Genomic DNA, 15,938 nt, shown 5'->3' with positions numbered 1-15,938 from the left:
CTTGTGGTGACAACTCTGTCCACTACCGGTCGGGCTGCGCGACATCCCTACCGGTCGGTAACGCCAACTCTAACCCTAGTTACTGGCCAGTAACCACTGCGGTACCCCTGTTGGTTGTGTCACACACCTTGCGGATGATCAGGAACAGCGGCAACCCGACCGGGGCGAGCAGGATCGTGATCACCAGAACGGGTGCCATGACGAGCGGGTGGACGTCGAGCCGGCGTCCCTCGAGGTACATCCAGCGGCCGACGAACAGGTCCCACGCGAGCATGTGCGCCCACACCAGCGCGGTGCCGGCGGGAGTGGCCAGGTACTCCGCCAGCGGCCCGAGCTCGGGCCGGGTGACCAGCGGCAGCACCGTGGTCAGCTCGGGGACCAGCAGCACGACGTAGATCAGGGCGGGTGGCAGCACGATCAGGTACGACTCGGCGATCTTCTGCGTCCACGACCACTTGGGCGCGAGGATCATGAGCGCCCAGAACGGCGCGGCCACCAGGAACGTCAGGTCGAACAGCAGGGCGGTCATGCGGGCACGAGCTCCTTCTGGGTTTCGCGCGCCCACACCAGTCCCAGTGCGGTCGCGGCGACGATTCCGGCCAGCGCGAGCAACGTCGTGCCGTCCGGCTGGACGAGGGACTGGCCGCGCAGCGCCTGCCAGGTCACGAGCAGGAAGATCCCCAGGAACGACCCGCTGAGCACCCAGGCGATCCTGGCGTTGGCGCGGCGGCCGAGCAGTGCGATCAGCAGTGGCAGCACCTGCAGGGCGTGCATGCCGATGAAGTGCCCGACGCGCAGGTCGCCGTGCTCGGTGCTCCAGCCGGTGACCGCCATGTAGGCGCCGCCGTCGGGCGCGCCGATCGTGTGCGAGCCGAGCGTGTCGCCGTCGAGCGCCTGGCCGGGCTTCGGGCTGGTCATCAGGAACCCGACGCCGAGGCCCAGGAACGAGATCGCGAGCCCGAGCCGGATGGACCAGGAGAACGCCTTGTTCTCGATGTCCGTGCGCCACAGCAGGATCGCGACGATCGCGTGGGTCACCCACAGCACCACGATGGTCGAGCCCATGATCGAGAACAGCGCGGTGTCGAGCGGCGTCTCGAAGTTGAAGTGGCTGCGCCTGCCGCGGATCACCTGACCGACGATCACGACCATCTCGGCCGCGCCGGCCGCCGTCAGCACCGTGCCCGCCCACCAGCCGACGCGCTGGAACCGCCGCAGGAACGTGAGCAGCCAGGCGAGCGTGAACGAGTAGAGCGCGAGCGACACGGCGAACTTGAACGGCTTGAGCCAGATCGGCGAGTTCACCACCGTGCGGTCGTCGATCAGGAGTCCGACGAGCGCGATCGGGATCAGCACCACCATCGCCCATCCGAAGACGACTAACGGGCGGTGCCAGTTCTGCATGGCCTTCAGCATCGGAGCCCCCTGCTACGGAATGGATAGTGGAGATCTCCACTATCGATAAACGGGAAGGTACACTATCCATATGCGTGTTGGCGAGCTTGCGAAGAAGAGCGGCGTCCCGGTGCCGACGATCAAGTACTACCTGCGTGAGGGACTGCTGCCCGCCGGCGTGCTGACCAGCCCGAACCAGGCTCATTACGACGACGAGCACCTGCGGCGGCTGCGGCTGGTGCGTGCCCTGATGGACGTCGGAGGACTGTCGATCGCCTCGGTGCGTGACGTCCTCACGGCCATCGACACCCGCGAGTCGCTGCACACCAAGCTCGGCGCGGTGCAGGAGGCCATCAGCCAGCCGAGCGCGGTCGACCTCGACCCGCTCGCCGTCGCGGACGTTCAGGCGTTCTTCGAGCGGCAGGGCGAGGAGGAGTGCGCCGACGTCACCGAGTCGAACGTGACCCACATGCTGGCCGCGGCGCTGTCGGTCGCCAGGTCCGTCGGGCACGACCACATGGGGGACCTGCTCGACCCCTACCTGGAGGGGCTGAAGATCATCGCGCAGGCCGACGTCGAGTACATCGCCCGGCAGGGTTCGCGCGACGCGGTCATCGAGGCGATGGTCATCGGCACGATCGTCGGCGACACCGTGCTCAAGGCCGTCCGCAGGCTCGCCCACGCACAGGTGTCGCGCGACCTGATCGGGGACGTGCCTCCTCCGGACGACGAGAACTGACCGGAGCGAGGTGAAAGACCGGGCGTCCTGCCGGACATGACCCGGGGTGGAGCAGGTGGACGTGGAACCGCGCCGGACGGGTTTCGACGCCGTAGCGCAGGAGCTGATCGAGCCGCTGCGCCGGTACCTCGCGCGCCGGACCGACGCGGCGACCGCGGACGACGTGCTGTCCGAGACGTTGCTGGTGGCGTGGCGGCGCCGGGCCGAGATGCCGGCCGAGCCGCTGGCCTGGGCGTACGCCGTGGCGCGCAACTGCCTCGCCAACGCCGACCGGGCGCGGCGGCGGCAGGACCGGTTGCTGGTGCGGATCTGGCAGCTCGCGAGACCGCCCGAGCACGCGCCCGCCAGGGACGACCCGGATCCGGGGCTCGCCAGGGCGCTCGCGCGGCTGTCCGAGGTGGACGCCGAGCTCGTGCGGCTCTGGGCGTGGGAGGAACTCGGGCCCGCGGAGATCGCCCTGGTGGTCGGGATGAGCGCCAACGCGGTCAGCATCCGCCTGCACCGGGCGCGCCGGAAGTTGAAGTCCCTGCTGGACGAGCAGGCGGAAGGAGAGCGGCCATGACCGACGACGACCTGCGCGACCGGATGCGCCGCGCCGATCCCGCCGCCTCGCTGCGGCCGTTGCCCGAGGACGAGGCGCGCCGGCTCCTCGCCGGTGCCGCGGTTCCGGTGGAACCCCGGTTCGCCCTGCGGAGGCTGCCGGTGCTCGTCGGGGCGGCCGCGGTCGTCGCCGTCGTGGCCGGGGTGCTCCTGGTGGACGACGACGGGAACGCACCGGTGCCGCGGTCCGAGGTCGCGTTGCCGACCTCGACGCGACCGGGGCTCGCGAACGGGTCGGGGCTGCCCGACACCAGCGGCGGCAGGCTGACCACGAGCGTCGCGCCGCCGACCGGCACCACCACGGCGTCGGCGCCGACGACGACCTCGTCGGACGGGCGCAAGACCACGGTCGCGGTGCTGGCGGACGCCCCGGTCGATCCGGAGGTCCGCTGCCGCGCACCCGAGGCGGCAGTGCTGCGGGAGAGCGCGCAGATGGCGTTCGAGGCGACCGTGCTGAAGATCGAGGGCAACGTCGTGACGTTGCAGGTGCGGCGGGCGTGGCTCGGTGAGGCCGATCTCGTCGAGGTCCGCAACACCGCCACCGCGCCGGTGCTCGCCGGGTTCGAGCCCGAGACGGGCAGGACCTACCTCGTCGCGGCCAGCGACCTGCGCGTGATGGGCTGCGGCTACAGCGGACCCGACGAACCCGGGCTGCGCGCGGTCTACGACGAGGCGTTCCCCGGACGGTGAGAGGCGGTGCGCCCCTCCGGGACGCACCGCCGTTCCGTCCTACCTGGTCAGGTAGGCGTTGAGCACGGTCTGGGTGACCGAGTCACCGCCCCTGCCGGTGGCCGTGGCGCGCAACGAGACGCTGCCGCCGCGGCCGGGGTTGACGACGTAGGCGGCGTTGCCGACGACCAGCGCCTTCAGCCAGGACTTGCCCTTGTCGTAGGACACCTGCACGGACAACGACCTCGTCTTGCCCTGCACGGTCAGCGGGATCTGCTGGAACCGGTGTGCGGGCAGGGTCCCGTCGAGGGCGAGGTCCGGGGTGAACCGGACCATCGACAACGGCACCTGCGTGACGCCCGGGGTCGTGGCCGAGTCGAAGCCCCACGTCGTGGTGACCGAGGTGCTGATCGCCGCCACGCCCGAGCGGGTCGCGGTGGTGGTCAGCTCGTAGCGACCGGGCGTCGCGGGCAGCGAGAAGAACGTCTCCAGGTCGAGCGGGCGGTCGGTCGAGTCGACGACCTTTCCGTCGCGCTTGAGCACCGTCGACCCCGAGTCGACGACGGAACCGCCGGAGCGGCCCTGCCCGTCGGCGAAGAACGGCAGGCTGCCGAACAGGACGTCGCCGTCGCGGAAGAGGCCCACGCGGCGTTCGTCGGTCAGCAGCGGGCCGAAGACGCCGGTGTTGAACGTCTTCTTGTAGGTGCGGCCCGGTGTGAACTGCTCGTTCGGGGAGTTCCAGTACGCCTCGGACGCCTCGCCGTGGTCCTGTTCGAAGCGCAGGCTCCAGGTGTTGGTGGGGGATGCGAGGTTCACCTTCCGGGTGTGCGGCAGGGCGTAGCCGAACGCGACGCCGAACAGCGGGCTGTCCCCGACCTCGGCCTGGGCGTGCAGGTAGCCGGTGCGGTCGGGCGCGGTGGTGCCCGCCCGCGCCTCGATGGTCACGAGGTCCTTCTGCTTGAGCTGCTTGCGATAGCCCGTCCAGAACTTCGTGAGCGTGGTGTTCTGGTCGACGACGTGGAACTCCTCGTGGTCCGCGCCGGTGTAGGAGGCGATGACCAGCTCGTTCATCTCGCCGGACCTGCCCTCGGGACCGACGTGCGCGGTGCTGAGGACGCTCAGCGGCACGCCCAGCAGGCCGAAGCCGTACTCCATGTCCGGGACCTTGTGGCCGACCCGGACGTAGGAGTGCCGTTCGGCCGGCTTGCCGGGCAGGGAGATGTCGACGGGCTTGGCCTGGCGCGCGTCGAGCGTGATCGTGGTGTCCTTCGTGATGTCGATGTTCGTGCCGTTGAACCAGGTGTAGTACGGGTTCGGCTGGTCCGGGCTGACCCACTCGTGGCCGTTGAGCAGGTAGCGGCCCTTGGCGACGCGGAGGGTCTCCAGGCCGGCGCCGAGTCCGGCGAACGCGCCCTTCGCCTCGCCGGTGACGCCCTGCAGGCTCGCGCCCCAGTTCGCGGCGGGCTTGCCGTCGCGGCCGATCGTCTTGATCGTGAGGCTGTAGCGCTCGGCTTCGCGCGTCACGGCCGCAGGTGTCGTCACGGACTGGCCGCCGCCGCTCGCGTTGACGTACGCGCTGAACGTGCCGGACGCGTCGCCGCCGAGTTTGGTGTCAGCGGTCAGGGTGGTGGTGGCCGTGCCGTGTGCGGGCACGGTCACGGTGGCGTCCTTCAGCGTGAAGAAGCCCTGCGGTGCCGTGGTGTCGAGCTTGAGCGTGAGGGTGACCGGCTGGTCGCCCTTGTTGGTGTAGACGACGTTCTTGGTGACCGGGACGTCGTCGTGGTGCGGCCACAGCGCCGTGCCGAACGAGACCGCCCCCGAGGTGACCAGCTGGGTGGTCGCCCTGCCGACGTCCGTGCGACCGGCGCCCTGTTCGAACGGGGTGTGCGCGCCCGGCTTGGCCGACGCCATCAGCGCGGCCTTGATCTCCTCGCCGCGCCAGTCCGGGTGCTGCTGCGCGAGGATCGCCGCCGCGCCCGCGACGTGCGGGGTGGCCATCGACGTGCCGTCGAGCGAGATGTACCCCTCGGCCGGGCTGGGCCTGGTCTCGCCGAGCCTGCCTGCGGCCGCGGCGCCGATGCCGACGCCGGGAGCGGTGATGTCCGGCTTGATCGCACCGTCCCCGACGCGCGGACCGGTGCTGGAGAAGCCCGCGAGCGCGTCGCCGCGGTCGACGGCGCCGACGGTCAGCGCGGCGTCCGCACTGCCGGGGGAACCGACGGAGTTCGGTCCCGCGTTGCCCGCCGCGATGACGAACAACGTGCCGGTCTCCTGGGAGAGCCGGTTGATCAGCACCTCCATCGGGTCGAGCAGCGGGCCGTCCTCGCCGCCGAGGCTCATGTTGACGACGTCCGCCTGCTGCTCGACGGCCCACTCGATGCCCGCGAGGATGCCGGACTCGTACCCGGACCCGTCGTCGCCGAGCACCTTGCCGTCGAGGATGCGCGCGCCCGGCGCCACACCCCGGAACTTCCCGCCCGACTTCGCGCCGGTGCCGGCCGCGATGGACGCGACGTGCGTGCCGTGCCCGACCCGGTCCTGGTTGTCGGGGGAGTCGGTGAAGTTGCGTTCCGCGATCTCCTGCGTGGCGAGGTCCGGGTGCGTGTTGTCGACGCCGGTGTCCAGCACGGCGATCTTCACGCCGGTGCCGTCGAGCCCGGCCTGCCACGCCTGCGGTGCGCCGATCTGCGCGGTGCTGCGGTCGAGCGCCGCCCTGCGCACCGCGTCGAGCCAGATCGTGGTGCTCGCGGTGCGGGCGGTGGTGAGCGACTTCCACACGGTCGGCGCGGACTCGGCCGTGACCGTGACGGCGTCGACGCCGATGCGGCTGAACGACCGTGCGGCCGCGAGCCCGGATCCCTGCGACACGAGCACCTTGAGGCCGTCGTGCCGCGCGTACTCGGGCTTGCTCAGCAACGCGAGGTCGAACAGGCGCCGGTCGACCCGACCCTCGGCGATCAACGGCTCGACGTCGGCGGGCACGGCGTACAGATGCGCGCCGTCCTCTCTCGTGGTGACGAGGATGTGTTCACGGCCTGGTGCGGCCTTGAACTGCAGCGGCTTGCCTCTGTCGTCGGTCAGCACCTGGTCGCCCGTGATGAGGGTGAGCCAGCGCTGCTGGGTTCGTACCGGCTGGTCGGTGCCGGCCGTGGTCGCGGCGGCGGGGGTGACGCCGCACAGGACCGAGGCCAGCACGAGACCGGCCGCGGCGAGGGGGAGATGAGGTTTCAAGGGAGGCCTCTCCTGGTGACGGACAACTCCTCGGCGGCATATGTCCGTCACTGCTCCCCGATATTTCGCAACGGCAACTGTCAACAACGCCGGTCGGGTACACGTGGATCATGACCAGCCGCGTCACCCTGGACTCCGACAGCTACCTCGCCCTGACCCGCAGGGCCTGCTTCGTCTGCGAGCTGCTCGCCGGCAACCCGGACTACCCGCACCACGTCGCCTACCGGGACGACGTCGCGATCGTCTTCGCGAGCAGGTTCCCCTCGGTGGCCGGCCACTTCCTCGTCGCGCCCGTCGAGCACCGCGAGCACGCCATCACCGACTTCACCCCCGACGAGTACGCCGCCATCCAGCACGTGGTGCACCGGGCGGGCACGGCGCTGAGCGCGGTGCTGCCCGTCGAACGGCTCTACGTGCTGTCGCTCGGCAGCCAGCAGGCCAACCGGCACGTCCACTGGCACCTCGCGCCGTTGCCGCCCGGCGTGCCCTACGAGGAGCAGCAGATCGCCGTCTTCGAGGCGTCGCGCGGCGTGCTCGACCTGCCCGACGACGAGGTCGCGGACCTCGCGCGGCGGGTCGGCCAGCTCATGGCCTAGAGGAGCAGCCGCCAGCGGATCTCGCCGTCGTCGACCTCGTCGGTGCGGCTGAGACCGGCCGCGGCCGCGACGGCGGCCGACGCGTGGTGGTCCGGGTGGACGTGGGCGATCACGGCGTCGACCGGTTGCGTGCGCAGCCACGTGACCAGGCCCTGGGCGGCTTCGCGGGCGATGCCGCGGCCCTGCCACGGTGTGCCGACGACCCAGGCGATCTCGGCGGTGAGGCCGGTGATCGTCGCCTGGACGGTGCCGGCGAGGCACGCCTCCTCGCGCAGCGAGATCACCCAGTTGAGCCAGCGCTGGGCGGGATCGGGGGAGCCCGCGGCCAGGCGTTCGTAGCGGGTCTGGAGGGCTTCCGGGGAGAGCGGGGCGCCGCCGATGAACGTGTGGAGCGCCCGGTCCGCCAGGACGCCTGCCATCTCGGGGGCGTGCTCCGGCGTCAGGGGGAGCAGGTCCAGGCGGGTGGTGGTGATCATCGTTCGTGCTGCTTCAGGAAGGCGGCGACGAGGTTGTCGGTGAACGCGCGCGAGACCTCGGTTCCCGTCACCAGGACCCGGTAGTGGACCGGACCGACCAGGTGGTCGACTGCCTCGTCGACGTCGAGGTCCGGAAGGTCGCCGCGGGCGATGGCGCGTTCCAGCGGGAGGCGGTCCCGGGCGCGCTGGTGGCTCAGGTGCTCGTCGCGCAGGCGGGTCGCGAGGGCCGGGTCATGCTGGGCCTGGCCGGTCAGGGCGCGGAAGACGGCGCCGGGGTCCGAGGCGGTGAGGAACTCGGCCAGGTTCGCCAGGTGGGTGCGGAGGTCGGCGGCCAGGTCGCCGGTGTCGGGCGGGGTGAGGTGTTCGGCCATGTCCTCGGTGAACGCCTCCAGCAGGACGTCGACCTTGGACGGCCACCAGCGGTAGATCGTCTGCTTGGCGACGCCCGCCCGCGCGGCGATGCCCTCGATCGTCACGCCCGCGAAGCCCTTCTCGGCCAGCAGGTCGTCGGCCGCCTCCAGCACGGCGCGGCGTGCCTGTTCGCTGCGGCCGTGCCGGTTGCCGCGGTGCGCGGTGTCGCTGGTCATCGCCTGTCTCCCACGGGCCGTACCTTAGCCGGGGCTAGTCTAGACGCAACGTTGCGTCTACTCTGGCTCGCATGACGATCACGTTGCACGAGGACCGGGTCCGTGAAGTGCTGGAGCGGCTGTTCGAGGCCGCGGAGGGAGACGAGGCGTTCGAGGCGCCGTGGGAGGAGCTGAGGGCGGCGGGAGCGCAGGAACGGGCCGACGCGCTCGACTCGGTGTACATGCCCATCTCCGCTCGCGGAGGGGACCTGCTGTACGGGCTGGTCCGGGCCTGCCGGCCGGAGACCGTCGTGGAGTTCGGGACGTCGTTCGGGATCTCGACGCTCTACCTGGCGGCGGCCGTGCGGGACAACGGGCGCGGGCACGTCTACGGGACGGAGCTGTCCGACGTGAAGGTGGCGGCGGCCCGCGCGAACCTGGAGGAGGCCGGGCTCGGCGGGGTCGCGACGGTGCTGCCCGGTGACGCCCGGCGGTCGCTCGCCGGGCTGGCGGGACCGATCGGGCTGGTGCTGCTCGACGGGTGGAAGGAGCTCTGCCTGCCGGTGCTGCGCGACCTCGAACCGCGGCTCGCGCCGGGGGCGTTGGTGGTGGCCGACGACATCGACCAGGCGTCGATGGCCGGGTACCTCGAGTACGTGCGGGACCCGGCCAACGGGTACGTCAGCGTCGCGTTCCCCGTCGAGGACGGGATGGAGATCAGCTGCCGGGGCTGACGCACCGCAGCGCATGACCGGGCCGGACGTCGTCGCCCCCGTCGTCACGTACCTGGCCGGTGACGGGTGCCCGCTGTCCGGGCACGTGCTGTCCGGACAGGTGCTGCCGGTGCGCGGCACGTCGATCGCGGCCAACCGGGGGTGGTCGCTCGGACCCCGCGTCGAGCGCGACGAGCCGTGGACCGTCGACGCGCTCGCCGACGCCCTCGCCGACGCCCTCGTCGGCGTCGAGGTCGTCGACCCCTTCGGCGCGGTGACGACGGCACTCGGCCGCGCGCGCGGCCTGAGCCGGCGCGAGGACGTCGAGGCCGTCGTCACCGCACAGTTGATTTGAGCCAGTCGAACTGAAATACCGCTGAACTGATATATCGGATATCAGCTGGCGGCGGGTGGCGGAGCGGTCGAGGCCAGAGCCTTGGTGAGAGCCTCCAGCGTCAGCGCGATCTGCCACGACCGGGCGCCGCCGTCCCGCAGGACGGTGGCGACGGAGTCGGGTGACAGGTCGGCCGGCGGTTGCCAGCACGTGCGCCGCACCAGGTCCGGCAGCAGCAGGTTCTCCACCGGCAGCGTGTTGGCCTCGGCGATCGCCGCCAACGCCGCACGGGTGGCGGTGAGCCGGGCCGCGGCATCCGGGTCCTTGTCCGCCCAGCGGTTGGGCGGGGGCGGGCCGTCGTGCTGACCGGCGGGTTCCGGAAGTTCGGACTTGGTCAACGCACCGGCCTTGCGCAGGGCGTTCATCCACACGCCGGACATGCGGCGCTGCGAGCGGCCGCGGAAGACCGGCAGGGCCAGCAGTTCGGACTCGGAAGCGGGGTTGCGAGCGGCTGCCTCCATCAGGGCGGAGTCCGGGAGGACCCGTCCTGGGGCGATGTCGCGTTCGCGGGCCACGGTGTCGCGGGCTTCCCAGAGCGCGCGCACGAGGGCCAGTTGCCGCTGGTTGCGCACGCGGTGGATACCGGACGTGCGCCGCCAGGGGTCGGTGCGGGGGCGCGGCAACGGCGCCATCCGCACCGCCTCGAACTCTTCGAGCGCCCAGGCGAGCTTGCCCTGGCGCTCCAGCTCGGCTTCGAGAACGTCGCGCAGCTGCACGAGCAGCTCCACGTCCAGAGCGGCGTACGTCAGCCAGTCGGCGGGAAGAGGACGGCGCGACCAGTCGGCCGCGCCGTGCCCCTTCTCAAGCCGGTAACCGAGCAGCCGTTCCACCAACGTGCCCAGTGCGACGCGTTCGAACCCAGCCAGCCTGCCCGCCAGCTCGGTGTCGAACAGCACGCCGGGACGGAGACCGAGTTCGGCGAGGCACGGCAGGTCCTGAGACGCCGCGTGCAACACCCACTCAGTGCCCTCCAACGCCTGCACCAGTGGTTCTAGCCGACCGCCGAGGGCGATCGGGTCGACCAACCAGGTGCCGGCGCCTTCCCGGCGCAGTTGCACCAGATAGGCACGCTGTGAGTAGCGGTAGCCCGAGGCTCGCTCGGTGTCCACCGCGACCGGGCCCTTCGCCCCGGCGAGCGCGTCAGCGGCTCGCCGGAGCGCAGCTGGATCGGCGACCACGGGCGGGACCCCATCAGCAGGTTCCGTCAGCGGTACCGGTTCTGGTCCGGTTGGTGCGGTTGGCTCGTCGGCGGGTACATCCACAACGGATGACCCTACGACGATCGCACCCCTCACAGGTGTTCTCGGCCGGTTCAGTGGTTCGAACCGGTGTCTAACGGATCACGCCGGCACGCATGGCCAGCGCGACCATCTGAGCGCGATCTCCTGTGCCCAGCTTCCGGCCGATCCGCGACAGGTGAGACTTCACCGTCAACGCGGACAGGCTCAGAGCCTCGCCGATCTCCTTGTTGCTCTGGCCATCGGCGACCAGCTGGAGCACCTCGACCTCACGCGCGGAGAGTTCCCGCGGCGTGTTGTCCGTGCCCGGCACCCGAGTACCCGCTGCGAGTACTGGTGCCACGCTCGGATCTGCGTAAACGCCGCCGTCGAGGACCCTGCGCACCCCGTCGGTGACCACCATCGGCGAGGCGGACTTCAGGAGGTACGCCTGGGCGCCCGCCTGGAAGGCCGACCTGACCGCGTAGGGGTCGTCGGAGGATGCGAGGACCACGATGCGGGGCCAGCCCTGGGCACGGAGTTCCGTGACCAGGTCGATGCCGGTGCCATCCGGCAGGCCCAGATCGAGGATCGCGAGGTCGCAAGGACCGGTTGCAAGTGCCCGCGCCCGAGCCTCTGCCACCGATGCGGCCTCATGCACTGTCCCGGCTCCCATTTGGGTGAGCCGAGCTGATATCGCCTCCCTCAGCAGTGGGTGGTCGTCGACCACCAGCACTGAAAAAAGCTCTTCCCGCGGGTGCGGGACCATGTTCGCCGGCAACGAGCCGGCTGGCGTGGTACGAACGGCCTGACCTAAGCCGACGGCAGCCACGTCACTACCTCCCTGGAGTCGGTCGTGCCCCCCGACCGGCACCGGAGACTTTCGTCCAATCAGCCGCGCCACTGATCGACCGAAAGTGGTGTCGTCTGGGGCAGCGTAGCCGCCCATGCGGGTCTACGGGACGATCAATCGGGTATCTATCCCTATTGAGTTGTGACAGATGGCCTCATGTGTCACACGATTGGATGACAACTAGATAGGGGGTGTAACGCGAGCCCCTCTCAGAACGACATCCTGGAGTTGGTTGTGTCTAGCGGTTCTGGCGCCGACCGAGCGCGGGCCCTGTTGCAGCGCGTTCCCCTCGTCGACGGTCACAACGACCTCCCGTGGGCACTGCGCGAGTCCGGTGGGGAAACGGGCGGGAACGTCTTCGAGACCGCCGCCGAGATCGATCTGACCGAACGTCATCCCAGCCTGCACACCGACGTCGTGAAAATGCGCGAGGGCGGCCTCGGGATGCAGTTCTGGTCCGTCTGGATCCCCGGCGCGCTGGCGGGTGACGGAGCCGTCACCGCCGTGCTGGAGCAGGTCGAACTGGTCTACGAGTTGGCGGAGCGGTACTCCGATCACCTCGGCCTCGCGACCACCGCCGCCGAAGCTGAAAAAGTTTTCCAGTCCGGGCGTGTCGCGTCACTGATCGGTGCCGAGGGCGGGCATTCCATCAATTCCTCACTCGGCGTTCTGCGCGCGCTGCGCCGCCTGGGCGTCCGCTACATGACGCTGACCCACAACGACAACACGCCGTGGGCCGACAGCGCCACTGACCAGCCCGTTCACGGCGGGCTCACCGAGTTCGGCCGCGACGTCGTGCGCGAGATGAACCGGATCGGCATGCTCGTCGACCTGAGCCACGTCGCGCCCAGCACCATGCACGACGCCCTCGACACGAGCGTCAAGCCCGTCATCTTCAGTCACTCGTCGTGCCGCAAGGTTGCGGACCACCCGCGCAACATTCCGGACGACGTGTTGGTCAAACTGAGGGCCAACGGCGGTGTGGCCATGATCACATTCGTTCCGGACTTCGTGTCGCCCCGTGTCGCTGAATGGGACGCAGCCCTTCGGGACGCCATGACAGAGGCCGGCCAGAGTCACGCGGACATGGCGCAGCGGAAGTCGTTCGGCGAGAAGTGGGCGGTCGACAACCCGAAGCCGATCGCGACCCTCGACGACGTCGTCGCGCACGTCGAGCACGCACGCGAGGTCGTCGGCGTCGACCACATCGGCATCGGCGGCGACTACGACGGCGTCCAGGCGCTCCCGCAGGGCCTGGAGGACGTCTCCGCCTACCCGAACCTCTTCGGCGCGCTGCTCGACAGGGGCTGGTCCGAGGACGACCTCACCAAGCTCGCGGGAGCGAACGTGCTGAGGGTCCTGAAGGAATCCGACTAGTCGGTCACCAAGTGACCGGTTGGCCGGCTCAGCGCTGGCCGAACAGCGTGACGCCGACCGGCGGCAGCCCCACGGCCGTCGCCATCAGGTCGTAGAACGCGGTGCCGTGCTCGGCGAGTTCCCCGTCGAGCGCGGTCCACGATGCGCGCAGCTCCAGGTCGTCGGTGCGGGCGGGACCCGCGATGTCCCCGAACCGGGCCGACGACGTCTGCGTCACGGTGCCGCCCAGCGCGGTGAACTCCGCGCCCGACTGCTCCAGCGCCTCGGTCAGCCACGACCACCCGACCTCGGGCAGCAGGGGATCGGACGCCAGCTCGTGGTCCAGTTCGACGCGCACGTACGCCACGACGCGCAGGACACCGCCCCACGCCTCGTCGCCGTCCGGGTCGTGCAGCAGCACGAGCCTTCCGGTCGACAGTTCGTCCGACGGGCCGGTGACCTCAGCCGTCAGCGCGTACGCCCACGGGGCGAGCCGCTGCGGTGGGCGAACTTCGGTGAGTTCGATCTCGGGCCTGTGGCGAACCGACTTGAGCGTCCCCACCGCCCGGCGGAAGATTTCCGGCTCGGTCACACAACTGACTGTATGCCTCGCAATCCGGCCGAGTGACGGCGGCACGCCGGGACGTGGGACCATGAAAGAGATATGAGCACTCAAGTCCCCCTCCTCGTGGCCGCAAGTGGCGGCACCCCGTCGCACACCCCTGTCTGGTTCATGAGGCAGGCGGGACGGTCGCTGCCCGAGTACCGGGCCCTGCGCCAGGGCACCGCGATGCTCGACGCGTGCATGGACCCGGCGATGGTCTGCGAGATCACCATGCAGCCGATCCGGCGGCACGGTGTCGACGGCGCGATCCTCTTCTCCGACATCGTGGTGCCGCTCAAGGCCGCCGGCGTCGACCTCGACATCGTCGCGGGCACCGGGCCCGTGGTCGCCCACCCGGTCCGCACGCTCGCGGACGTCCAGGCGCTGCCCGAGCTGCACGCCGAGCAGGTCCAGCCGGTCCAGGACGCGATCGGGTTGCTGCTCAAGGAACTCCCGGACGAGGTCGCGCTGATCGGGTTCGCCGGCGCGCCGTTCACCCTGGCGAGCTACCTCGTCGAGGGCGGCCCCAGCAAGAACCACGAGCGCACCAAGGCGCTCATGCACGGCAACCCCGAGCTGTGGCACGCGCTGCTCGCGAAGATCGCCGACGTCACGGCGGCGTTCCTGCACGCGCAGCTCGACGCGGGCGTGCAGGCCGTGCAGCTGTTCGACTCGTGGGCGGGCGCGCTGTCCGAACGCGACTACCGCGAGTTCGTGCTGCCGCACTCGAAGCGCGTGCTGGAGACGATCTCCGGCGTCCCGCGCATCCACTTCGGCGTCGGCACCGGCGAACTGCTGCCCGCCATGCGCGAGGCCGGCGCGGACGTCGTCGGCGTCGACTGGCGCCTCCCGCTCGACGTCGCGGTGCAGCGCCTGCAGAAGGCGCACCCCGAACTGCCGAAGCCGGTCGTGCAGGGCAACCTCGACCCGGCGCTGTTCTTCGCGGGCTTCGACGCCGTCGAACGCGAGGTGCGCCGCATCCACGCCGAGGGCAAGGCCGCGGCGGGGCACATCTTCAACCTCGGCCACGGCGTGCTGCCGGACACCGATCCGGAGATCATCACCCGGACCGTCGAACTGATCCACAGCTTGTAATGCACGGTAGAGCGCCGCACGTCGCCGTCGTCGGGGGAGGCATCTCCGGACTGGCCGCCGCGCACCGGTTGCGCATGTTGCTCGGCCCGCAGGCCAGGATCACCGTGATCGAGCAGTCCGACCGGCTCGGCGGCAAGCTCCGCACCACCGAGCTCGCGGGCGTGCGGTTCGACGTGGGCGCCGAGGCGTTCCTGCACCGCAAGCCGGAGGCACAGGAGCTGATCGACGAGATCGGGCTCTCCGGCCACGTCGTGCACCCGACGGACGCCAAGGCCTCGGTGCACGCGGCCGGGCGCACGCACCAACTGCCGGCGCACACGTTCATGGGCGTCCCGGCGAGCGTCGAGACCGTGCGGCACATGCTGTCGTCCGAGGGCGCGCTGCGCGTCGAGATGGAACCGACGCTGCCGCCGGTCCAGCTCGGCGGCGACGTCGCCGTCGGCACGCTGATGAAGGACAGGTTCGGCCCCGAGGTCGCCGACCGGCTGGTCGGCCCGCTGCTCGGCGGCGTCTACGCGGGCCGGGCCGACGAGCTCGGCCTGCGCGCCACCATGCCGCAGATCGCGACGTTGCTGGACAAGGGCGTCGGCTCGCTGCTCGCGGCCGCCGCGATGATGATGCCCGCGCCGCCGCAGCCCCGCGCGGCCCGCCCGCCCGTCTTCGCCTCGCTCTCGAACGGCGTGTCGTCGCTGGTCGACAAGCTCGCCGAGGTCGCGAAGCCGGAGATCAGGCTCGGCCTCCCGGTCCGGGTGCTGTCGTGGCTCGGCGACGGCTGGCGGCTCGAGATCGGCTCGGCCGCGACGCCGGAGTACCTGGAGTGCGACGGCGTCGTGCTCGCGGTCCCGGCGCCGTCCGCCCGCAAGCTGCTGCACGAGATCGCCCCGCAGGTGTCCGCCGCGTACGGCAAGGTCGAGGTCGCCTCGATGGCCGTCGTCGCGCTCGCCCTGCCGCCGGGGACCGTCCTGCCGCAGCGCTCCGGCACGCTGATCGCGGAGGGGGAGCGGTACTCCGACCGCATCACCCCGTTCACCGCCAAGGCGTTCACGTTCTCCACCCGCAAGTGGGCGCACTACGGCGAACCGGTGATCCTGCGCGGCTCGGTCGGCCGGCACGGCGAGACGGCGCTGTTGCAGCGCAGCGACGCCGACCTCGTCAAGGCCGTGCGCAACGACCTGCGCGAGCTGACCGGCATCACCGCCACGCCGATCGACTCCGTGGTGCAGCGCTGGGGCGGCGGGCTGCCGCAGTACGGCGTCGGCCACGTCGACCTCGTGGACACCATCGAACGCGGCATCGCGGACGTGCCGGGCCTCGCCGTCGCGGGCGCGACCCTGCACGGCGTGGGGGTGCCCGCCTGCATCGCCACCGCCGACGCGGCCGCCGCCCGTGTCGCAGCACACCTGCTGGGCCGCGTCCGGCGTTGAGGGGCGCGTG

17 protein-coding genes are annotated in these 15,938 nt (G+C 70.9%); 9 read left to right on the top strand and 8 right to left on the bottom strand.

Annotated elements, in window-relative coordinates:
* Positions 1–79: 79 nt before the first annotated feature.
* Both QSK25_RS41290 and QSK25_RS41285 read right to left on the bottom strand, forming a co-directional pair.
* On the bottom strand, positions 80–529 hold the full coding sequence (locus tag QSK25_RS41290; protein ID WP_285646751.1) for an ABA4-like family protein: 450 nt from the start codon (positions 527–529) through the stop codon (positions 80–82).
* Positions 526–1,416, bottom strand: a complete 891-nt coding sequence (locus tag QSK25_RS41285) for a hypothetical protein (RefSeq protein WP_285646749.1) — start codon at positions 1,414–1,416, stop codon at positions 526–528. Before QSK25_RS41285 ends, QSK25_RS41290 begins: the two co-directional genes overlap by 4 nt.
* A 70-nt stretch (positions 1,417–1,486) precedes the next feature.
* Between QSK25_RS41285 and QSK25_RS41280 the strand changes: the two genes are divergently transcribed.
* From QSK25_RS41280 to QSK25_RS41270, 3 genes are read left to right on the top strand one after another with little or no spacing between them, the layout of a single operon-like run.
* On the top strand, positions 1,487–2,134 hold the full coding sequence (locus QSK25_RS41280; RefSeq protein WP_285646748.1) for a MerR family transcriptional regulator: 648 nt from the start codon (positions 1,487–1,489) through the stop codon (positions 2,132–2,134).
* 55 nt (positions 2,135–2,189) lie between these two features.
* Positions 2,190–2,696, top strand: coding sequence for an RNA polymerase sigma factor (locus QSK25_RS41275; protein ID WP_285646747.1), 507 nt, complete (start codon positions 2,190–2,192; stop codon positions 2,694–2,696).
* A complete protein-coding gene (locus QSK25_RS41270; RefSeq protein WP_285646746.1) occupies positions 2,693–3,424 on the top strand; it encodes a hypothetical protein in 732 nt (243 codons plus the stop codon). Before QSK25_RS41275 ends, QSK25_RS41270 begins: the two co-directional genes overlap by 4 nt.
* 39 nt (positions 3,425–3,463) lie before the next feature.
* On the opposite strand, the gene QSK25_RS41265 is transcribed toward QSK25_RS41270, so the two are convergent.
* Entirely contained in the window at positions 3,464–6,634 is a 3,171-nt protein-coding gene (locus QSK25_RS41265; protein WP_285646745.1) for a S8 family serine peptidase, read from the bottom strand.
* Between the two features lie 110 nt (positions 6,635–6,744).
* Between QSK25_RS41265 and QSK25_RS41260 the strand changes: the two genes are divergently transcribed.
* Positions 6,745–7,230 (top strand): HIT family protein, encoded by a 486-nt coding sequence (locus tag QSK25_RS41260; protein ID WP_285646744.1) that lies wholly within the window; start codon positions 6,745–6,747, stop codon positions 7,228–7,230.
* Here QSK25_RS41260 and QSK25_RS41255 read toward each other — a convergent pair.
* Together QSK25_RS41255 and QSK25_RS41250 are read right to left on the bottom strand one after the other, a co-directional pair.
* On the bottom strand, positions 7,227–7,706 hold the full coding sequence (locus QSK25_RS41255) for a GNAT family N-acetyltransferase (protein ID WP_285646742.1): 480 nt from the start codon (positions 7,704–7,706) through the stop codon (positions 7,227–7,229). The two genes, QSK25_RS41260 and QSK25_RS41255, sit on opposite strands and share 4 nt — an antisense overlap.
* On the bottom strand, positions 7,703–8,293 hold the full coding sequence (locus QSK25_RS41250; RefSeq protein WP_285646740.1) for a TetR/AcrR family transcriptional regulator: 591 nt from the start codon (positions 8,291–8,293) through the stop codon (positions 7,703–7,705). The genes QSK25_RS41255 and QSK25_RS41250 overlap by 4 nt, the downstream gene beginning before the upstream one ends.
* A gap of 71 nt (positions 8,294–8,364) precedes the next feature.
* Between QSK25_RS41250 and QSK25_RS41245 the strand changes: the two genes are divergently transcribed.
* On the top strand, positions 8,365–9,006 hold the full coding sequence (locus QSK25_RS41245) for an O-methyltransferase (RefSeq protein ID WP_285646739.1): 642 nt from the start codon (positions 8,365–8,367) through the stop codon (positions 9,004–9,006).
* A 13-nt stretch (positions 9,007–9,019) separates the two neighbouring features.
* On the top strand, positions 9,020–9,340 hold the full coding sequence (locus QSK25_RS41240) for a hypothetical protein (protein ID WP_285646738.1): 321 nt from the start codon (positions 9,020–9,022) through the stop codon (positions 9,338–9,340).
* Positions 9,341–9,381: 41 nt separating this feature from the next.
* Here the strand turns inward: QSK25_RS41240 and QSK25_RS41235 are convergent, their stop codons facing one another.
* Positions 9,382–10,641: a ribonuclease D gene (locus QSK25_RS41235; protein WP_285646736.1), complete on the bottom strand. Its 1,260-nt coding sequence runs from the start codon at positions 10,639–10,641 to the stop codon at positions 9,382–9,384.
* A 70-nt stretch (positions 10,642–10,711) separates the two neighbouring features.
* Complete coding sequence (locus tag QSK25_RS41230) at positions 10,712–11,428, bottom strand: response regulator (protein ID WP_015099292.1); 717 nt, start codon at positions 11,426–11,428, stop codon at positions 10,712–10,714.
* 255 nt (positions 11,429–11,683) lie between these two features.
* On the opposite strand from QSK25_RS41230, the gene QSK25_RS41225 reads away from it, so the two are divergent.
* A complete protein-coding gene (locus QSK25_RS41225) occupies positions 11,684–12,826 on the top strand; it encodes a dipeptidase (protein ID WP_285646727.1) in 1,143 nt (380 codons plus the stop codon).
* A gap of 28 nt (positions 12,827–12,854) precedes the next feature.
* On the opposite strand, the gene QSK25_RS41220 is transcribed toward QSK25_RS41225, so the two are convergent.
* Positions 12,855–13,397, bottom strand: coding sequence for a DUF3000 domain-containing protein (locus QSK25_RS41220; RefSeq protein ID WP_285646726.1), 543 nt, complete (start codon positions 13,395–13,397; stop codon positions 12,855–12,857).
* Between the two features lie 72 nt (positions 13,398–13,469).
* Here QSK25_RS41220 and hemE point away from each other — a divergent pair, with 72 nt between their 5' ends.
* The gene (hemE, locus tag QSK25_RS41215) at positions 13,470–14,504 is read left to right on the top strand and encodes a uroporphyrinogen decarboxylase (protein ID WP_285646725.1); all 1,035 of its coding nucleotides are present in this window, start codon (positions 13,470–13,472) and stop codon (positions 14,502–14,504) included.
* Positions 14,504–15,928 (top strand): protoporphyrinogen oxidase, encoded by a 1,425-nt coding sequence (gene hemG, locus QSK25_RS41210; protein WP_285646723.1) that lies wholly within the window; start codon positions 14,504–14,506, stop codon positions 15,926–15,928. Before hemE ends, hemG begins: the two co-directional genes overlap by 1 nt.
* Positions 15,929–15,938 lie beyond the last annotated feature (10 nt).

Origin of the sequence: Lentzea sp. NBRC 102530, assembly GCF_030269365.1 — a bacterium.
Lineage (GTDB): Bacteria > Actinomycetota > Actinomycetes > Mycobacteriales > Pseudonocardiaceae > Lentzea.
This window is presented reverse-complemented; position numbering and strand designations above follow the sequence as displayed.

Excerpts from the sequence above, each read along its gene's own strand:
- QSK25_RS41290 (WP_285646751.1), bottom strand. The coding sequence starts at position 529 with ATGACCGCCCTGCTGTTCGACCTGACGTTCCTGGTGGCCGCGCCGTTC.
- QSK25_RS41285 (WP_285646749.1), bottom strand. The coding sequence starts at position 1,416 with ATGCTGAAGGCCATGCAGAACTGGCACCGCCCGTTAGTCGTCTTCGGA.
- QSK25_RS41280 (WP_285646748.1), top strand. The coding sequence starts at position 1,487 with ATGCGTGTTGGCGAGCTTGCGAAGAAGAGCGGCGTCCCGGTGCCGACG.
- QSK25_RS41270 (WP_285646746.1), top strand. The coding sequence starts at position 2,693 with ATGACCGACGACGACCTGCGCGACCGGATGCGCCGCGCCGATCCCGCC.
- QSK25_RS41260 (WP_285646744.1), top strand. The coding sequence starts at position 6,745 with ATGACCAGCCGCGTCACCCTGGACTCCGACAGCTACCTCGCCCTGACC.
- QSK25_RS41255 (WP_285646742.1), bottom strand. The coding sequence starts at position 7,706 with ATGATCACCACCACCCGCCTGGACCTGCTCCCCCTGACGCCGGAGCAC.
- QSK25_RS41250 (WP_285646740.1), bottom strand. The coding sequence starts at position 8,293 with ATGACCAGCGACACCGCGCACCGCGGCAACCGGCACGGCCGCAGCGAA.
- QSK25_RS41245 (WP_285646739.1), top strand. The coding sequence starts at position 8,365 with ATGACGATCACGTTGCACGAGGACCGGGTCCGTGAAGTGCTGGAGCGG.
- QSK25_RS41240 (WP_285646738.1), top strand. The coding sequence starts at position 9,020 with ATGACCGGGCCGGACGTCGTCGCCCCCGTCGTCACGTACCTGGCCGGT.
- hemE (WP_285646725.1), top strand. The coding sequence starts at position 13,470 with ATGAGCACTCAAGTCCCCCTCCTCGTGGCCGCAAGTGGCGGCACCCCG.
- hemG (WP_285646723.1), top strand. The coding sequence starts at position 14,504 with ATGCACGGTAGAGCGCCGCACGTCGCCGTCGTCGGGGGAGGCATCTCC.